Source organism: Butyricicoccus sp., from assembly GCF_977037065.1.
The window spans coordinates 65,090-81,479 of record NZ_CDRQNY010000001.1 but is presented as its reverse complement, the minus strand read 5'-3'; the positions used below and the strand labels follow the sequence as shown (position 1 = coordinate 81,479).

Below are 16,390 nucleotides of genomic sequence, written 5' to 3'. Positions count from 1 at the left end.
CGACAAGGTTCAGGATACGGGAAGGATTTCGGAAGGACAGGCCGCGTCCTCCGGGATAAACCAGCGCTGATGCACGCGTATCGCGCCAAGAATCGCATGGTTTTCGCAAAACTGCCGCAGTTCGGCGGCGGAAATGTGCCATAAAACCGCAGCTTCCGGAATGGTCATAAACGGCATGTCTCTTCCTCCTCTTGTGTTATTTGAATAGGTGATAGACCGCCTGTGCTACGCCGTCATGGTCGCAGTCTGCGGTGATGTATTTTGCCAGATCCTTGAGCGCCGCATCCGCGTTGCCCATCGCCACCGGCATCCCGACTGCGCGAAGCATTTCCGCGTCATTGTCGCTGTCACCGATGGCAACCATTTCATCCGGCGTGATGCCGAGCATCTCGCCTAAGCGGGTGAGCGCGCGTCCCTTGTCCGCACCGGCCGGCAGAATCTCAAAGTTGTCCGAGCCGGAGCTTGTGATCGTTAGACCCGGCAGCGGCCGAATCTCCGCAAGCGCCTGCTCGAGCACCTCGCGTTCGCCGAGGGCGTACACCTTGGTGACGTTCAGATGGTTTTTCCGAATCTCACCGGCGATATCCTCCACGACGATTTTGTTCGCATGAAAGCCCTCTACGCGGTAATTTGCGACAAAATCGCGGTTGGAATATTCATTGATATAGATTTTGCTGCCAACATAGATCATCACGCGCACCGGCCGGCTCTGCACCGTCTCGACCACCTTTGCGCCGATTTCGCACGGCATGTCCCAACTTTGCAGAATGCGCTCATCCGATGCAGTGGCAATCGCCGTGCCGCCCGCCGTGACCATCAAATCCTCGCAGGGCAGCTCACGGGCGAACTCCGCCGCTTCGCCGACAATGCGTCCGGTCGAGAGCACAACGTGTACGCCGCGTTCCTTGACCCACCGGAGCGCCTGTTTGACCTCGGGCGTTACCTCCTTGCGGGAGTTCAGCAGTGTGCCGTCCAGATCGAGCGCGAGCAAACGGTATTTCATGCCTGTACCTCCCCCGATATGGCGATAAATGGCGCACGCCACGCCGTCCTCGTCGCACGAAGCGGTCACTTCGTCGGCGGCTGCCCGTGCAATCGGAGAAGCGTTGCCCACTGCAATGCCCAGTCCGGCAGCGCGGAGCAGCGGCGCGTCAATGTCGTGATCGCCGAGCGCGATCACCTCGTCGGGCGAGATGTACAGCGAATCACACAGCACATGCATGGCCGTGTCCTTGCCCGCGCCTACCGGTATGACCTCCAGATATTCGTCCTTGGAGCGCACAAGCGTCATCGGCAGGTGCTTTGCCTCCAGTACCGGAATCATTTCGTCAATCTGCGATTTCTCGCCCATGCAGAGCAGTTTGTGCGCGCCTGCGTCGCCCCAGTCTGCAAACAAAGTCTCCAACGGCGCGACGGTCGGCTGTACGCCGGTTATCTGCGCCTCGGCACGGCTCCACTCATCCTCGGCGGCAATGAGCCATTCGAGGTCGCGGTAAACGCTCAAGTGGATACCTCGCGCCTGCGTTTCCTGCAGGACAGCCTGCGCACATGCGCGGGTCAGGCGGCTGTCCGCCAGCCGGTTTTCGCCCGAGAGAATAAGTCCTCCGCCGCAGCACACTAGCGGTCCATCCACGCCGAGCGCATCCCGAATCGGGAACACCGCCCGCGGCGGTCGTGCGCTCATCAGGCAGATGGTCACGCCGTTCTTCGCCGCAGACTTCACAGCCTCGCGGTTGGCGAGCGGCAGCTTGTGCGCGGAATTCAGAAGCGTGCCGTCAATATCTATGCACAGCAACCGATATTGTTGTTGATTCATTGCATTTCTTCCTTTATGACTGCTCTGCCGCCGACAAAATATTGGCGACATTGCGGTTTCCGTTGCGGATGCCCAGTCCGATCACAGCCGCGCAGACCGCGCACACCAGCGCGATAATCACGCCGCATACGCCGCCCGCAAAGCGCAATCCGCTGCCCGCGATGCCCCACCATGCCAGCACCGCCGCGCAGGAGGAGAGCAGCATAGCGATTCGCTTCCAGAGGGAAAGCTGCCGAAGGGCCTGCTGCTGCTGTTTGGCCTCGTGCAGTAATGCGGTCTTGTTCATTGAGAAAACTCCTTTCCTGTACGGCGGCCGCTGAACGATTTCGTTCAGCGGCCAGAGAGGTGAAAGTGTGATATAGTCTGAGTGAAACGATTTTAGTATGCAAGCTGCGGATCAAAGAATCCAACCAGCACGCCGACCAGCGCAATGCCGACCAGCACGAGCATAACGGTCGTCGGTGCCATTTTCTTCTTACTCATCAGCCAGTAACAGAGCATAACGGTAGCCAGCGGCAGCATCTTGGGGAATATGGTATCCAGCACATCCTTTTGGAGAGAAATGTCACCGGGCAGGACAAGCGGCGTTGTAATCGAGATCCAGCTTGCGGCGACTGCGCCGATAACGACCGTGCCGAGCATGATGATGCTCTCGCGGATGGCGTTCGCCTTTTCACCGACGATCATTTCAACCGCCTTGCCGCCAAGCTCATAGCCCTTGAAATACAGCAGGCGCATGCCGAGCGTCAGAATGACATTGTACGCGATGATGTAGAAGATCGCGCCGAGCGGAGAACCGCCAGAGGATAAACCGAGCGCAACGCCCAGCAGAATCGGAATCAGCGTGCCAACCAGCAGGCTGTCACCGATACCGGCCACCGGTCCCATCAGACCGGCGCGAATGCCGTTGATCATCTCACCGTCGATGTCCTCGCCGTTGGCCTTGGCTTCTTCCAGACCGGCGGTCATGCCGACGATGACGGTGCCCAGCTGCGGCTCGGTGTTGAAGAATGCGGAATAAGTCTTGAGAGCTTCGGTCTGCTCCTCCTTAGTGTCGTACAGCTCCTCTACCAGCGGCAGCATGGCGCACAGGTAGCCGAAGGTCTGCATATGCTCCTGCGAAAAGCAGGTCAGATGGCCGTAAAACCAGTTGCGGAACGATTTGTTCAGCGCTTTCTTGGAAAGTTTCTTTTCTGCCATGATCAAATCTCCTCCTCATCGTCGTCAAATTCCGCTGCGGCAGCAGATGCAGCTGCGGGAGCGGCTTTCTGCAAAGCAAGGATCTTGATGCGGTAGTTGATGACCGCAAAGAAACCGCCGACGATAGATGCCGCGATCAGGTTAAGGCCCATGCACGCGGCCAGCGTGAAGCCGAATACGAATACCAGAATATCAACCGGCTTGGTCGCGACCTGCTTGAGCAGGATAGCGATGCCGACTGCCGGGAGAAGCGAACCGACCGTAAACAGCGTTTTCATCGCTACGCCGTCCATCGGCAGATAGGCCTTCATCAGATCTACCATGCTGGTGCCGACCTTGGTGATGATAAACGTCGGAATAAACGAGCACAGGATGTGGGAAATCCATGGGAGACCCATATCGACCACATACAGCTTGCGCAGATCGCCCTTTTCCAGAGCACGCCAGCCCATATGCTGCCAAACGAGGTTTACGGTAGCTGTTCCGTAAAACAGCACGGTGCCGATGGTGCCGACAGCCGAACCGAGCGTTACCGCCATTGCCTGTCCCTCAGCGGATGCGGGATTGAGACCCATGGAATGCACGGCAACCATGGAAAGCGGAATGCCGATGTAAGAGATCGCGCGAACGTCAGCGGAAACCGTGCCGCCCGGCGTTACCAGTGCGATGTATACGACCTGAATGGCCGCGCCGAGATAAATGCCCGTCTGTACGTCACCCATGATGAGGCCGACGATCAGACCCGCTACCAGCGGACGGCCCAACGTGTAGTTGCCGAGCACCGTACCGCCCAGACCGGGCATGGATGCCAGACATGCGAGCAATCCGAACAATGCAGCCTGCCAAACTTGAACTTGCATAAGTTCTCCCTCTTTTCTTTTAACTTATTTTGTGAAATAGAATTTAGTAGCCGAACTGACCGCGGAACTTCTTCCAGTTGCCGATGGCGGCCTCCTTGATGAGCGCGAACTCTACTTCGTAGCCCTTCTGCATAATGGCCTCGAGTGCGTCCGCCTCCGGCTGGGTGATCGCCTGATTGTTGCCCAGCTTGGTCGCGCCCGGACGGTCGTTGCACGGTCCGATGATAACCGTCTTTACCTCACCGGGATCAAAGCCGTCATCCACGAGGATGCTCTTCATCGTGATCGGGTCCTTGGTGATGAGGAAGTAGCGATCCTTGCTGGCAAGCACCTTGCCGCACTTGGCGCGCCACTCGTCGAGCGTCCACACGAAGGTCTTTTTGTCGCTGGCGTTCTTGTACGCCGCCTTGAGCACCGGCGTGGTAGCCGCCTTGTCGTTTACGGCAATGAGGCCGTCGCACGGATACTCGAGCGCCCAGCGCGTGCAGGTCTGGCCGTGGATCATACGGTCGTCAACACGAATAAAAGAGATTGACATAACTTTTTCCTCCTTAATACTGCTCTCTCATATTTTTATTAAATATCGTCGTCTTCATCGCCGCCGAGATCAAACCGCTTGATCTGGTCCTTGGCCTCGCCGGTCAGTTCCTGTTCCAGCTCATCGAGCGGTGTCTCCGCATCCGCGAAGGCGGCCGTCAGCACGAGCGGCAGATTCATGCCGCCGATGGCAAGCGTTTTGCCCAGCAGACCCTTTTCGGTGAGCACATCGAGTGCAGTTGTCAGCGGCGAGCCGCCAATGATGTCCGCCGTGAGGATGATCTCGTCCTCTGCGGTAATGTCCTTAACCAGCTCTGCGAAGTTGACACGGAAGGTGTCAACGTCCATGCCGTCGAGCAGGCTGGTCGAGCGGATGTCCTCGCGGTCGCTGCCCGCCATCATGCCGAGCGCGTTGTGCAGGCCCGGTGCAAAGGTTCCGTGGCTGACTAAAATCAGGTATCTCATTTTCCGTTCCCTCTTTCCTGTTTGTTGAGCATAGTATACCGGATTTGGAGGAGCGTGAAATCTGTATTTTGTCATGACCCTCGTGTGATAATCGTCCTGTTTTTCTATGACAAATGTCATGCTGATTATCAAAATATGCAAATAAAATGCGCTCTGTCTGTGCGTGTTGCACAAACAGAGCGCGTATCGCGTTCGATATCGTCAGTTTTTCTGTAAATATTCCTGCACTTCGTGCTGTACTCTTTGCAGCTGGAGTGACAAATTATGCTCATCCTCCATCGCGGTCTGTACCAATCCTTCGGTCAACAGCAGCGCCTGATCGTAATTGCGGAACCGCGGCGCCGCCACCGCCTGCTCCATGACATCCGACAGCATTTCCACGCCGGACCGGCTTTCGCCTGGTGTGTCCTGCCGGAGAATTTGACGGGTTTTTTCCGAGTCAGTCACGCTCCGCAACGCGGACACGCTGTGCGAATCCGTAAACAGCATGGACTGATTGTCCGCATTGGCGGTCAGCTCGTGCAGAAACTGCCACGCAAGCGTTGTATGTGCCGAGCGGCTGCTGATACCGGCCAGCACGGTGCTCAGCTCCGAGCTGTTGCTGCCCGCCGGACCGTGCGGCATCGGAATACAGTCCCACGAGAAATCCGAGTAGCGCTTGATGCGCCACGGATACGGCTGATACGTCCGGTAATCCGAGAACAGGAACGGCCGGAACGCCACCCTGCCCTCGTCAAAGTCCCGCGCAGAAGGCGCGGTCTCTGCCGTGAGCTTGTCCAGCCGCTGTGCAAACGCCACCGCCTGCACGGCTCTCGGCAGAGAGATCAGACAGCTGCTGCCGCCCTCAGTGAACAGTGATGTGCCGTTCGCGATCAGCGCATCCTGCCAGGTATATCCATAGCAGCCAAACTGATCGATTTCGCCGTCACTATCCGTATCGTGCGTGACCTTGGTGCAGATGTTGTAAAAATCCTCCCACGTCCAGTCACCGGACGGCACAGCAATGCCTTCGCTTTCGAGCAGCGTCTTGTTGACGCACATCAGCGTCGGTACGCACTCATACGGCAGCGCATACTGCACGCCGTTCTCCGCGCCGCTCTGCAGCGCCGCCGGATAGAAATCCGTGTCGGACACCGCCTCATCCTGCGCAAGATAGCCGTCCAGCGGCGCGAGTGCACCGAGTTCGCACAGCTCACCGAAATCCTCCGGCAGCACGAGGAACACATCCGGCTCACTGCCGAGCAGGTACTGGTCGATAAGCCACTCCGAGTAATCCCGTTTGAGGATGCCGCTTGTGTAGGTGACGTGCACATTCGGGTGCTCCCGCTCGAACCGCTCGATCGCCGCGTCGATGACGGCGTAGCAGTTGCCGTTTGGCGCATCCCAGTAGCTGCCCGCCATAAAGCCGAGTCGCAGTTCGACTGGACGTGTGCGGCTGTAAACGACCATCGTCAGGCACACCGCTGTCAGCACGATGATCGCTGTCAGACGCTTCGCCAGCCCCTTCATTGCGGACCTCCAAACGGACGGCCTGCTACGCCGGTCTGCACCGCCCAGATGGCAAGCTGCGTGCGGTCGCGCAGATCCAGCTTGCTGAGAATGCTGCTCAGGTAGTTGCGCACCGTGCCTTCGGACAGGCAGAGCGCAGCCGCGATTTCCTTGTTAGACAGTCCGGCACCGACCTCACGGATGATGCGCCATTCGTTATCCTGCAAATCCTCAGTCTGCTTTTCGTCCACACCGATGGTGAGGTTGCCCTTGGCCATCCGCGCGAACATCTGCAAGGCTTTGCTTGCCACATCCGGCGCGATAATGGAGCCGCCGCGCACGACTTCGCGCACCGCATTGGTCAAATCCGCAACAGACACACCCTTGAGCAGATATCCGGACGCGCCGAACCGCAGAGCGTTGAACACATACTCGTCATCGTCGAACGTGGTCAGCACGATGACCTTGATATTCGGGTACGCCGACTTGATCAGCCGCGTACACTCTACGCCGTCCACCTCGGGCATGCGGATGTCCATCAGCACAACATCCGGCCTTTCGCTGCGCACCAGTTCGATGGCCTCACGGCCGTTTTTCGCCATGCCGACAATGGTAATATCGCTCTGTGCGTTCAAAACAAAGCCTAAACTTTCCCGAATCAGCTCCTGATCGTCTGCCAGCAGCACTTTAATCATATACATCACCCCATCTTAACGGAATTTCCGCGTGCAGTTCAAATCCGTTTTCACTCTTCACCTTTAACGTGCCATTTAACAGCTTAAGCCGCTCGCGCATGTGCCGCAGACCAAATCCCGGCTCAATTTTCGTGCAGCCGCAGCCGTTGTCCGCTACCGTTATGCCAAGCCGACGCTCCTCCGCTGCAATGCGCACACGCACCGCGGTTGCGTGTCCGTGCCGGATAGCATTCGTGATGCTCTCCTGCACGATGCGGTACACCGCGTCCTCCTCGTCCGGCGACAGCCGCAGATCCTCAGCCTGCAGATCGAGCATAATCTCCGCCTGCGAAGTCGCCTGCATTTCGGTGCACAGCTTCGCTATCGCATCTGTTAACTGCATGCGCTCAAGTGCATCCGGCCGCAGTGCCCGCACCGAACGGCGCACCTCATTCATGCCCTCACGAGCGGTAGCCGCAATGCGTTCCATCTGCTTTTTCGCCATCTCGGGCGAGATTTCCAGCATTTGCAGACATGCGTCCGCACCGGCGGTAATGCCGGTCAGTGCGTGGCCGAGCGTGTCGTGAATCTCGCGGGCAAGGCGGTTGCGCTCGCGCGTTTCGGCCATGCGTTCACTCTCGGCGGCGTAAGCCTTGAGCTGCTCGTTCATAACCGAAAGCCGATCGTTCGCCTGTTCCAGTTCGCCGTTGAGACGGCGTATTGCCGAATTTTCCTCGGTCCTCTGCCCGATGAGCACCACCATGTACACCACGAACAGGATAAGGTGCAGTGCGCCCAGCAAATCCACCGTGCTCTGCAAAAGCTGCCGCGTGTGCATGTCAAAATACAGCAGATATTCCGAAAACGGAACCGTGTGCAGCGCTCCCTGCAAGGCACCCAAACCGGTCAGCAGGAACAGCGCCGTCATGACGCCGAGAAACCGGCGGCGCGTTCTGCCGTGCAGGCCGTCGATCAAATCCACAACCACATACAGCAGCAGGCCGTTGTAGTCCAGATGCAGCGCAAAAATCACGCACAGCGCGAATAACGGCTCGGTCCAGCCGACGAAATGATAGCTGCGTCTGCGCAGTACACCAACCACAATGAGCGCCGCCATGCTGAGAATCGCTACGGTCAGCGTCCACGGCTTGGCCGGCAGCGCGCTTAAATTCTGCGTGAACGCCACACCGTCCGACTGCCGCGCCGCCAGCACCGGCGTCATGCCGAACACCCATGCGAGGAATACGCACACGGTGATATTCAGCAGCAGCATAATCCGGCGGAAAAACTGCAAACTCTGTGCCATACCGTCCCCCCTACTGCCAGCCGTCCATGTCGTAGCTGTTTACGTTGTCCCTGGTCACCAGTGCTACCGGAACTGTAATTTCCTTTTCGTAGTCCTCGCCGTTTAAGATGGCGTAGACCGTCTGCGCGGTAATCTGCCCCAGCCGAATGGGTGACTGGGCCGCTGTCGCCGTCATAGCGCCCTCGCTGATCATGCTTTTCGCTTCGGGAGCACCATCCACGCCGTAAACCGCCGTATCCTGCAGCATGCCATGCTCCTGCAGAGCCGCCATCGCACCAAGTGCGCTCGGGTCGTTAAGTGACATCACGGCGTCCGGCACAATGCCCTGTTCAAGCAGCTTGTCCATCTCCGGCATGGCGACTTCAAGCTGACCGGCGCTGTCCGCGCGACCAATGATTTGATAGTTGACGTCGGATGCCAGCGTATCGCAAAAGCCCTGGATACGGTCTCGGCCGGACTTGGTAGATGCGTGCTCAAGCAGCACGACCTTCGCGGAATCACGCGTGTTCATCAGGTGCTCCGCACAGAGCACACCCGCACCGTAGTTGTCGGACGCGATCGTGCACGCTACCAAATCCGGGTTGCTGACCTGCGAGTCGATAACCACGACCGGTACGCCCGCCTTCTGTGCCTCCCGCAGTGCCGGCTCGATCTCACGATAGTCCACCGGATTGAGCACCAGCAGGTCGATATTTTCGTGCAGCAGATCGCGTATCTCCTCGTTCTGCCGCTCCTGATCGAGCGCCGGATCACGTGTCAGCAGAATATCGCCGCGGCTTTCGATCACCAACCGCAGTTCCTCGTCAATGACGCTGTAAAACGGGTTGTTCATCGTCATGTACGTTGTGCCAATGCGGAGCGGCTCGTCCGCCTGCGATACGGCCTGATGCGTCACGGCGGCAAGTCCGGCCGCCAGCAGCAGCGCCGCTGCCGCAAGGATTGGTCTTGTGCGCAACGGTATCCCGCCTTTCCCCTTAGTAGTTGATACCATTATAGCATAAATTTTTCCGGTGAAAAAGACGGATGTGATGGGTTTCTTGCGGCTTTGCTGCTCTATTGGTCAGTCGCTTGATTTTCCCGGCCCATCTTGACAAATCCGTACTTTTACCGTACGATAAGCGCAGAAATCATCCTGAAAATCACATCCTTTCGTTTGACGAGATACACATCTCACAGGCGCAGGTATCCCGATTGGAAAAGGGCGCACTGGAGCATATCCGCAAGCAAATTTAACAAATTGCGGATGGAGAATGAAGGAAACCGCCCGAAGGCCGGTTATTGAATAAACGCGCTTTGCGCGTTACCGAAATTCTCAATTTTCAATTCTCCATTCTCAATGAAAGAAAAAACAGCAAGTCCGACTGAACTTGCTGTTTTTCTTTACGCTGCCTGACTTTCGCCGGTGGCATAATCAATTTCCACGCCCGGCTGGACGTTATAGCAGTACACGTTGAAGCAAATGCCTTCGCCGTCGTCCTCGACCGACCACGCCTCCATCTGCACGCCCGAGGCAACAAGATTGCTGCCCTCAAACACCGGCGTGACCCGATAGAGCACATGGTTGCCGGTTTCCTTCACATAGTCAGCGACCATATTCTCAAACGGCAGCATACCCTCAATATTGAGGTATCGCGTGCCGGTGATCAGATTCTGCTTGTTGGCATTCTCGGCGGTAAGCTGCCAGCCGATCAGGTGACAGCGGTTATACAGGTATTTGCCGTCCACACAGTCATACTTGACGGTATGCCATCCGGTTGGCTTGACCTGACCGATCGAACCGCGTTTTTCTCCATCTGCGGGCATCAGATCCTGTCCGACATTGGCGTATGCCGTGCCGCACCGTCCGAGATAATCCAAATCCGAATATTCCTCAAACGATCCGGTCTCCTGTTTGTCTGCGTCGGTGAAGAATGGCTGGTTGCCGTCGATCTCGACATAAGCAGAATCCGAGTAGGCGGGCAGATCGTCCATCGAAACCATACTGCTCGACGGCATGGGCAGTGCACAGCCGGAAAGCAGCAGGCTGAGCACGAATACAATCGGCGCAAACGCGCGGGTCAATTTTCGCATTTAACAAATACTTCCTCTGTTATTTTCTCATGCGAGGAACCGGCAAATTCGGTCTCGCTTTGCTTCGTCCATCCGGTTTCCGGCAGGGTGAAATACCGGTCGGCGGGATAGACACGATTCCAGTGATATAATATCACCTGCTGCACCCTGTTTAAGTAGGGTGCAGGATCGTGCACCTCAGCGAAGCAGTAATCGTCCTCTGCCGCCCGCTCGAGGCAATCCTCAGCGATGCAAAGCCGTACTGCCGTATCCGCTCCGAACAGCTTTGCGGTGTACGGACTTATCCACAGCCTGTGCATACCGCAGTGCATAAGAATGTGCTCATTCAGCACACGATCGCGGCTCTGGCGGCGATGGTTAAAGGCCAGGCCGCCTTTATCATCCACACATAAGATCAGCTTCATAGAGTCCTCCCTTCATCGGGTATCGGATGCACTGTTGACCGGCGTAACGCTGTATGTAATGCGTCCCGCCGAAATACCCTGCCGTCCGATATACGAGCACAGTGCTTCGGTCAGTCTCGGGGTTGCCTTGCTGTGATGCAGCCGCACGACTACCACGCCGGACGTGGAGGCGAAATACTGTACGGTCTGCGTATACGCTTCCGCCGCATTTTTCTCGGCATCGCCGCTGTCCAGACCGGCATCCCACAGGCGGTAGCCTGCACCGATGAGCACGCTGCGCTGTGCTTCGGTTAGTGCGTCGCTGCCGCTCTGGTTGGCGGCTATGCGGGCTGCAACACCGGTCAGCAGTGTCAGGCGTTCGTTCGCAGCGGCAAGATCGGCCAGCATGTCTGCTCCTGTGGTTTTGCTGTCCGCCTGCAGCAGAAAGGCTGCCGTATGTCCTTCCGCTGCGATTCGGCGAACCAGATCATCGTCCCATTCGGAGGTATCCGTCGGCAGGAAAAACGCCGCCTGCCTGCCTGCATCATGCAGATTGTCCAGAACAGCCGCCGTGTTTTCGTTCGGCGCGCCGTAATAGGCAAGATACACGCGGACCGGCTTCTTCGCCGGCTTTTCCTCTACCTTTGGTATTTCGATGGTATCATTGTCCACCGGCTTTGCCGGTGCGGGATTGGTATTCGTGTTATTGCTGCGGTCCGACCCGGAGGTACTGTCCTTGTAGTTGTCGATCGTGTTCTCAATCACCTTGGTATGCGCCGCAATAAACGCCGAATCGCTCTGTGCCGAGCCGTCCGCGACACGCAGCACATTTTCCCCCTGCAGGGTCAGTGAAGAATAGGTAAAGCCGAACTTCGCACAGCACAGCTTGACCGGCACATAAACCGTTCCGTTCATCTCATACGCGGGTGTGGAATAGCTGTTCAGATTCTGATCGTACACATAGCCTTCCGCAGTCGAAAAGCTGAGCGTTTCGCCGTTTGCGGAAAGATCGAGCACGCCGTCATTCTCCGAGGCCGACACACCGAGCGTGGTAAACACACTGTACGGCACATAGGTTTCGCCGCCGAGACGTGCAGGCATGGTGCTCTCGTCGAGCGGCAGGATGGAGTCATTTATCGCTGTCAGCGTCACCGCATGCGCCGGTGCAGGCAGAAACGTCAGCAGCAGCGCGGCACACAGCACACAGCTGATGATTTTTTTGATACGCACTCACTCCTTTCAGCAATTCGTACGAACATATTATACCAAAGCGCAGCGGGTTTGTCACCCTTTCTGCCGAAAAACACCTTGCGTTGTGAGAATCGAGTGCTATAATAAAGGAGTACAAATTCTTATAAAGAAAGAGTGAATCAACCATGCTGCAGATCACAACACAGCGCACCACTACTCCTAAAGCAAAGCCGGACGAAAGCAGCCTCGGCTTTGGTGTTCATTATACCGATCACATGCTGATCATTGATCACGATGAGGAACAGGGCTGGCACGATGCCCGCATCGTACCGTATCAGCCGCTTGAGCTTGATCCGGCAGCGATGGTTTTCCATTATGCAATGGAGTCCTTTGAGGGTCTGAAGGCTTACCGCACCCCGGACGGCTCCATTCAGCTGTTCCGCCCGGACAAGAATGCACAGCGCATGATCAACACCAACCATCGTATGTGCCTGCCGAGCCTGCCGGTAGAGGATTTCGTTCAGGCTGTCAAGGCCATCGTTTCGTTCGATCAGGACTGGGTTCCGCACGCTGAGGGCACCAGCCTGTACATCCGCCCGTTCGTTATCGCTACCGAGCCGCATCTGGGCGTTCGCACCTCCCGCACCCACAAGTTCATCATCGTATGCTCTCCGGTCGGCGCGTACTACTCCACCGGCATCAACCCGGTTAAGATCTTCGTCGAGGATGAGTATACCCGTGCCTGCCCGGGCGGCACCGGCTTCACCAAGTGCGGCGGCAACTACGCTGCATCCCTGATCTCTCAGGTAAAGGCACACGAGCTGGGCTACGAGCAGACCCTGTGGCTGGACGGCGTTGAGCACAAGTACGTTGAGGAAGTCGGCTCCATGAACTGCTTCTTCAAGATCGACGGCACCGTTTACACTGCTCCGACTGTTGGCACCGTTCTGCCGGGCGTTACCCGTATGAGCTGCATCGAGCTGCTCAAGCACTGGGGCATTCCGGTATCCGAGGAGCGCCTGCCGATCGCTGACGTTATGAGGGCTTCCCACGACGGCAAGCTGGAAGAGGTATTCGGCACCGGTACCGCTGCAGTTATCTCTCCGGTTGGCGAGCTGCGCTACGAGGGCGATGTTGCTCACATCAACAACGGTGAGATCGGTGAAGTTACCCACAAGCTGTACAACACCTTGACCGGCATCCAGTGGGGCAAGCTGCCGGATGAACTGGGCTGGACTGTAAAGGTAGACTGAGTTATCCCGCGTAAGCAAAAAACCGAGGCGTAAAGCCTCGGTTTTTTTATTGCAGTAATTGAGAATTGAAAATGGAGGATGGAGAATTATCCCTGCGGGATACACCATCCTGCGTTTCATTTTCCATTCTCAATTCTCCATTTTCCATTCATGATATGGTTCGCCGCTCAGCGTTTTCCATGTAAAAACGCCGTTTTCGAGTGTCATATAGCCATGTGCAGTATCATTTTTCGGGATGGACACTGAACCCGGGTTCAGATACAGGTTTTCCCTGCCAAACGGCTCCCATGCCGGGATATGCGTATGTCCGTGCAGCAGCACATCGCCCTTACGCAACGGAGGCGGTGTTTTCGTGTTGAATTGATGTCCGTGCGTGACATACACCAGCCGCTCTCCTATCGGCAGGACGGCATAGTCCGCGAGGATAGGAAATTCGAGCACCATCTGGTCCACCTCGGTGTCGCAGTTGCCGCGTACGCAGAGGATTGTATCTGCCATGCCGTTCAGCATGGCAATCACCTTCTTGGGCGCGTAATCGCGCGGCAGATCGTTTCTCGGACCGTGGTAAAGAATATCGCCGAGCAGCAGCAGACGCGCAGCCTGCTCACGCTCGAACGACTGCAGCAGCTGTTCGCAGTAGTACGCCGAGCCGTGAATATCGGATGCAATGAGAAATTTCATGCCGCGCCTCACTTGCCTGCCTGCTTTGGCACGTCCACGATGGTGCCGCCGCCGACAACTACATCGCCGTCATACAGCACCGCCGCCTGACCGATCGCTGCGGCTCTTTGCGGCTCATCAAACACCAGCTTGACACGGCCGTCCTCCATCGGAGAAACCGTCACCGGCTGCTCCGCATGGCGGTAGCGAATCTTCGCCTTGATGTGGATTGGCTCGGTCAGCTCCGGAATCGAAATCCAGTTCATGTCATCTACGATCACAGTGTCCGAGAACAACGCCGCCTCCGGTCCGACCGAAACCGTGTTCTTCTCCATATCCTTGCCGCAGACGTACACCGGCTCACCCATCGCAAGACCGAGGCCGCGTCTCTGACCGACGGTATAGCGGACAGCACCCTTGTGCTTTCCCACCGGCTTGCCGTCTAAATCGAGGAAATCGCCTGCCGGATAGTGCTTGCCCGTGTACTGCTCCATGAACTTGACATAATCGCCGTCCGGCACAAAGCAAATATCCTGGCTGTCGTGCTTGCGTGCGTTGCAGAAGCTGAGCTGCTCCGCCAGCTCGCGGATCTCCGGCTTGTTGCGGTCGCCCAGAGGAAATTTGGTGTGCGCCAGCTGCCGCTGCGTCATTGTGTACAGCACATAGCTTTGGTCCTTGCCCGCGTCCACGCCCTTTTTGAGCAGCCAGCGACCGGTCTGTTCGTCCTGCTCAATACGGGCATAGTGACCCGTGACAACGTAATACAGGCCGTGCTGCTCGGCAAAATCCAGCAGCTTGTCGAACTTCATAAAGCGGTTGCAGTCAATGCAGGGATTGGGCGTGCCGCCTGCCTCATAGGTGCGGACAAACTTGCCGATGATCTTCTCCTGAAAATCCAGTGTAAAATCCAGTACCTCATACGGAATATCCAGTTGAAACGCAACCTCACTTGCGTCCTCGATATCCTTTTCCGAACAGCAGGTGCGGAAATTACATGCGCCGAGATCCTCGTTGCGGTACAGCCGCATGGTCGTGCCCATGCAGCGGAAGTCCGCCTGCCGCATCAGGTAAGCCGCGATCGAGCTGTCTACGCCGCCGCTCATCGCAATGAGTGCGGTCTTCTGTTCTGCGTTCTGCATCAATGCCGTCCTCTCTTTCGATATATTAAGTGGTAAGTAAAATTTTCATCAGATAGCAAAAAACTCCGAAAACCATGTGGTTTTCAGAGTTTTTGTGGTCGAGGTGACAGGATTTGAACCTGCGGCCTCTTCGTCCCGAACGAAGCGCTCTACCAAGCTGAGCCACACCTCGAAATGTTGTTATTTGATTTGAAAAAGTGGTCGAGGTGACAGGATTTGAACCTGCGGCCTCTTCGTCCCGAACGAAGCGCTCTACCAAGCTGAGCCACACCTCGAAATCAAGCTGCCAACGTTTTCCCGTGACAGCTTTATTAGTATATCGCAGAAATCGCTTTCTGTCAACACTTTTCTAAAAATATTCGTTAATTTTTTTGAGGTAATGCCGCATAATTGAACAAGAGCGATTTGTGGGTAAATTTTGCATGCTGATCAGGCGCGGTTTTGCAGCAATACTATCATATTGCAAGAAATCGCAACGACATCAGGACTCAAAATTTCCGCAAAGCGCCGCAGCTTTAATTGTGCGGTATTATCTCAAGGAGTCTTGCCACCAGACGGCGCAGCTCTGCGCCGCGGCGCTCGGCAGTCTCATTGACCTCAGCGCCCGAGAGCGGCTGCATAAGCACGCCCGCCGCCATATTGGTGATCATGGCAATACCGACGAGCGGCAGACCGCAGTGCGCGGCCGCAATGACCTCGAACACGGTGGACATGCCGACCGCATCCGCACCGAGCGTGCGGAACATGCGGATCTCCGCCGGTGTCTCAAACTGCGGGCCGTTTACGCCGCAGTATACACCCTGATGCAGCTTAAGACCGCAGTCCGCAGCGGCCTGCAGGGCTTTTTCACCGAGCTCATGGCTGTAGGCGAACGTCATATCCGGAAAACGAGTACCGAGTTCAAGATCGTTTTTGCCGGTCAGCGGACTTTTGCCGGTCATGTTGATGTGGTCGGTGATCAGCATAAAATCGCCCGCATGATAGCCGGTGTTGATGCCGCCGGAGGCATTCGTCACGACAAGCGCCTTCACCCCCAACTCTTTCAGCACATAAACAGGATAGGCCACCTCGTCCGGCGCGTAGCCCTCGTAACCGTGCAGACGGCCCTGCATGCAGATAACACGGCGTCCGGCCAGCGTGCCGCATACCATGCGTCCTGCGTGGTCAGGTGCGGTGGAGACCTTGAAGTGCGGAATCTCGCCGTAAGGTACATACGTCGGGTTCTCCACCTCATCAGCCAGCGGACCGATGCCCGAGCCGAGCACCAGTGCGATTTCGGGCACAAACGGCAGCTTTTCCTTAAGATATGCTGCAGATTCCGCTACATTTGCTTTTGTCAGCATAGGTC

At 56.8% G+C, this 16,390-nt stretch carries 17 protein-coding genes, 2 tRNA genes and 1 pseudogene; 1 reads left to right on the top strand and 19 read right to left on the bottom strand.

Annotated features, from left to right (window positions below):
• Window positions 1-9: 9 nt before the first annotated feature.
• The 14 genes and pseudogenes from ACWVX6_RS00410 to ACWVX6_RS00345 all read right to left on the bottom strand — a co-directional run bounded on the left by ACWVX6_RS00410 (window position 10) and on the right by ACWVX6_RS00345 (window position 12,029).
• On the bottom strand, window positions 10-177 hold the full coding sequence (locus ACWVX6_RS00410; protein WP_118761322.1) for a DNA-binding protein: 168 nt from the start codon (window positions 175-177) through the stop codon (window positions 10-12).
• A gap of 19 nt (window positions 178-196) precedes the next feature.
• Window positions 197-1,816 (bottom strand): Cof-type HAD-IIB family hydrolase, encoded by a 1,620-nt coding sequence (locus ACWVX6_RS00405; protein WP_455152040.1) that lies wholly within the window; start codon window positions 1,814-1,816, stop codon window positions 197-199.
• A gap of 13 nt (window positions 1,817-1,829) precedes the next feature.
• The gene (locus ACWVX6_RS00400; protein ID WP_117489531.1) at window positions 1,830-2,102 is read right to left on the bottom strand and encodes a hypothetical protein; all 273 of its coding nucleotides are present in this window, start codon (window positions 2,100-2,102) and stop codon (window positions 1,830-1,832) included.
• A 92-nt stretch (window positions 2,103-2,194) separates the two neighbouring features.
• Window positions 2,195-3,016, bottom strand: coding sequence for a PTS system mannose/fructose/sorbose family transporter subunit IID (locus tag ACWVX6_RS00395; protein WP_117489529.1), 822 nt, complete (start codon window positions 3,014-3,016; stop codon window positions 2,195-2,197).
• Between the two features lie 2 nt (window positions 3,017-3,018).
• A complete protein-coding gene (locus ACWVX6_RS00390; protein WP_118360730.1) occupies window positions 3,019-3,876 on the bottom strand; it encodes a PTS mannose/fructose/sorbose/N-acetylgalactosamine transporter subunit IIC in 858 nt (285 codons plus the stop codon).
• Between the two features lie 43 nt (window positions 3,877-3,919).
• On the bottom strand, window positions 3,920-4,414 hold the full coding sequence (locus tag ACWVX6_RS00385; protein ID WP_117489526.1) for a PTS system mannose/fructose/N-acetylgalactosamine-transporter subunit IIB: 495 nt from the start codon (window positions 4,412-4,414) through the stop codon (window positions 3,920-3,922).
• Window positions 4,415-4,452: 38 nt separating this feature from the next.
• Complete coding sequence (locus ACWVX6_RS00380; RefSeq protein WP_118284934.1) at window positions 4,453-4,878, bottom strand: PTS sugar transporter subunit IIA; 426 nt, start codon at window positions 4,876-4,878, stop codon at window positions 4,453-4,455.
• 201 nt (window positions 4,879-5,079) lie between these two features.
• Window positions 5,080-6,387 (bottom strand): extracellular solute-binding protein, encoded by a 1,308-nt coding sequence (locus ACWVX6_RS00375; RefSeq protein WP_455152039.1) that lies wholly within the window; start codon window positions 6,385-6,387, stop codon window positions 5,080-5,082.
• Window positions 6,384-7,061 carry a response regulator transcription factor gene (locus ACWVX6_RS00370; protein ID WP_118478944.1) on the bottom strand — a complete coding sequence of 226 codons (678 nt, stop codon included), beginning with the start codon at window positions 7,059-7,061 and terminating at the stop codon, window positions 6,384-6,386. Before ACWVX6_RS00370 ends, ACWVX6_RS00375 begins: the two co-directional genes overlap by 4 nt.
• Window positions 7,054-8,346 (bottom strand): sensor histidine kinase, encoded by a 1,293-nt coding sequence (locus tag ACWVX6_RS00365; RefSeq protein ID WP_455152038.1) that lies wholly within the window; start codon window positions 8,344-8,346, stop codon window positions 7,054-7,056. The genes ACWVX6_RS00370 and ACWVX6_RS00365 overlap by 8 nt, the downstream gene beginning before the upstream one ends.
• A gap of 10 nt (window positions 8,347-8,356) precedes the next feature.
• Entirely contained in the window at window positions 8,357-9,301 is a 945-nt protein-coding gene (locus ACWVX6_RS00360; RefSeq protein WP_455152037.1) for a substrate-binding domain-containing protein, read from the bottom strand.
• 437 nt (window positions 9,302-9,738) lie between these two features.
• Window positions 9,739-10,416 (bottom strand): annotated as a pseudogene (locus tag ACWVX6_RS00355) (DNA/RNA non-specific endonuclease); the annotation flags it as partial.
• Window positions 10,404-10,820, bottom strand: a complete 417-nt coding sequence (locus ACWVX6_RS00350) for a hypothetical protein (RefSeq protein WP_118761314.1) — start codon at window positions 10,818-10,820, stop codon at window positions 10,404-10,406. The gene ACWVX6_RS00350 and the pseudogene ACWVX6_RS00355, both read right to left, overlap by 13 nt.
• 12 nt (window positions 10,821-10,832) lie before the next feature.
• Entirely contained in the window at window positions 10,833-12,029 is a 1,197-nt protein-coding gene (locus ACWVX6_RS00345; protein ID WP_455152036.1) for a hypothetical protein, read from the bottom strand.
• Between the two features lie 146 nt (window positions 12,030-12,175).
• On the opposite strand from ACWVX6_RS00345, the gene ACWVX6_RS00340 reads away from it, so the two are divergent.
• Window positions 12,176-13,243 carry a branched-chain amino acid aminotransferase gene (locus tag ACWVX6_RS00340; protein ID WP_455152035.1) on the top strand — a complete coding sequence of 356 codons (1,068 nt, stop codon included), beginning with the start codon at window positions 12,176-12,178 and terminating at the stop codon, window positions 13,241-13,243.
• Window positions 13,244-13,372: 129 nt separating this feature from the next.
• Here ACWVX6_RS00340 and yfcE read toward each other — a convergent pair whose 3' ends face one another.
• The 5 genes from yfcE to ACWVX6_RS00315 all read right to left on the bottom strand — a co-directional run bounded on the left by yfcE (window position 13,373) and on the right by ACWVX6_RS00315 (window position 16,385).
• Window positions 13,373-13,924, bottom strand: coding sequence for a phosphodiesterase (yfcE, locus tag ACWVX6_RS00335; RefSeq protein ID WP_455152034.1), 552 nt, complete (start codon window positions 13,922-13,924; stop codon window positions 13,373-13,375).
• 8 nt (window positions 13,925-13,932) lie between these two features.
• On the bottom strand, window positions 13,933-15,042 hold the full coding sequence (gene mnmA / locus ACWVX6_RS00330; protein WP_110436200.1) for a tRNA 2-thiouridine(34) synthase MnmA: 1,110 nt from the start codon (window positions 15,040-15,042) through the stop codon (window positions 13,933-13,935).
• A 95-nt stretch (window positions 15,043-15,137) separates the two neighbouring features.
• Window positions 15,138-15,214, bottom strand: a tRNA-Pro gene (locus ACWVX6_RS00325).
• 26 nt (window positions 15,215-15,240) lie between these two features.
• Window positions 15,241-15,317: transfer RNA gene (locus tag ACWVX6_RS00320), tRNA-Pro, on the bottom strand.
• Between the two features lie 240 nt (window positions 15,318-15,557).
• Window positions 15,558-16,385 carry a purine-nucleoside phosphorylase gene (locus ACWVX6_RS00315; RefSeq protein ID WP_455152033.1) on the bottom strand — a complete coding sequence of 276 codons (828 nt, stop codon included), beginning with the start codon at window positions 16,383-16,385 and terminating at the stop codon, window positions 15,558-15,560.
• Window positions 16,386-16,390: the final 5 nt, after the last annotated feature.

Excerpts from the sequence above, each read along its gene's own strand:
- ACWVX6_RS00380 (WP_118284934.1), bottom strand. The coding sequence starts at position 4,878 with ATGAGATACCTGATTTTAGTCAGCCACGGAACCTTTGCACCGGGCCTG.
- ACWVX6_RS00390 (WP_118360730.1), bottom strand. The coding sequence starts at position 3,876 with ATGCAAGTTCAAGTTTGGCAGGCTGCATTGTTCGGATTGCTCGCATGT.
- ACWVX6_RS00375 (WP_455152039.1), bottom strand. The coding sequence starts at position 6,387 with ATGAAGGGGCTGGCGAAGCGTCTGACAGCGATCATCGTGCTGACAGCG.
- ACWVX6_RS00405 (WP_455152040.1), bottom strand. The coding sequence starts at position 1,816 with ATGAATCAACAACAATATCGGTTGCTGTGCATAGATATTGACGGCACG.
- ACWVX6_RS00370 (WP_118478944.1), bottom strand. The coding sequence starts at position 7,061 with ATGATTAAAGTGCTGCTGGCAGACGATCAGGAGCTGATTCGGGAAAGT.
- ACWVX6_RS00340 (WP_455152035.1), top strand. The coding sequence starts at position 12,176 with ATGCTGCAGATCACAACACAGCGCACCACTACTCCTAAAGCAAAGCCG.
- ACWVX6_RS00365 (WP_455152038.1), bottom strand. The coding sequence starts at position 8,346 with ATGGCACAGAGTTTGCAGTTTTTCCGCCGGATTATGCTGCTGCTGAAT.
- ACWVX6_RS00385 (WP_117489526.1), bottom strand. The coding sequence starts at position 4,414 with ATGTCAATCTCTTTTATTCGTGTTGACGACCGTATGATCCACGGCCAG.
- ACWVX6_RS00395 (WP_117489529.1), bottom strand. The coding sequence starts at position 3,016 with ATGGCAGAAAAGAAACTTTCCAAGAAAGCGCTGAACAAATCGTTCCGC.
- ACWVX6_RS00350 (WP_118761314.1), bottom strand. The coding sequence starts at position 10,820 with ATGAAGCTGATCTTATGTGTGGATGATAAAGGCGGCCTGGCCTTTAAC.
- mnmA (WP_110436200.1), bottom strand. The coding sequence starts at position 15,042 with ATGCAGAACGCAGAACAGAAGACCGCACTCATTGCGATGAGCGGCGGC.
- ACWVX6_RS00400 (WP_117489531.1), bottom strand. The coding sequence starts at position 2,102 with ATGAACAAGACCGCATTACTGCACGAGGCCAAACAGCAGCAGCAGGCC.
- ACWVX6_RS00315 (WP_455152033.1), bottom strand. The coding sequence starts at position 16,385 with ATGCTGACAAAAGCAAATGTAGCGGAATCTGCAGCATATCTTAAGGAA.
- ACWVX6_RS00410 (WP_118761322.1), bottom strand. The coding sequence starts at position 177 with ATGCCGTTTATGACCATTCCGGAAGCTGCGGTTTTATGGCACATTTCC.
- yfcE (WP_455152034.1), bottom strand. The coding sequence starts at position 13,924 with ATGAAATTTCTCATTGCATCCGATATTCACGGCTCGGCGTACTACTGC.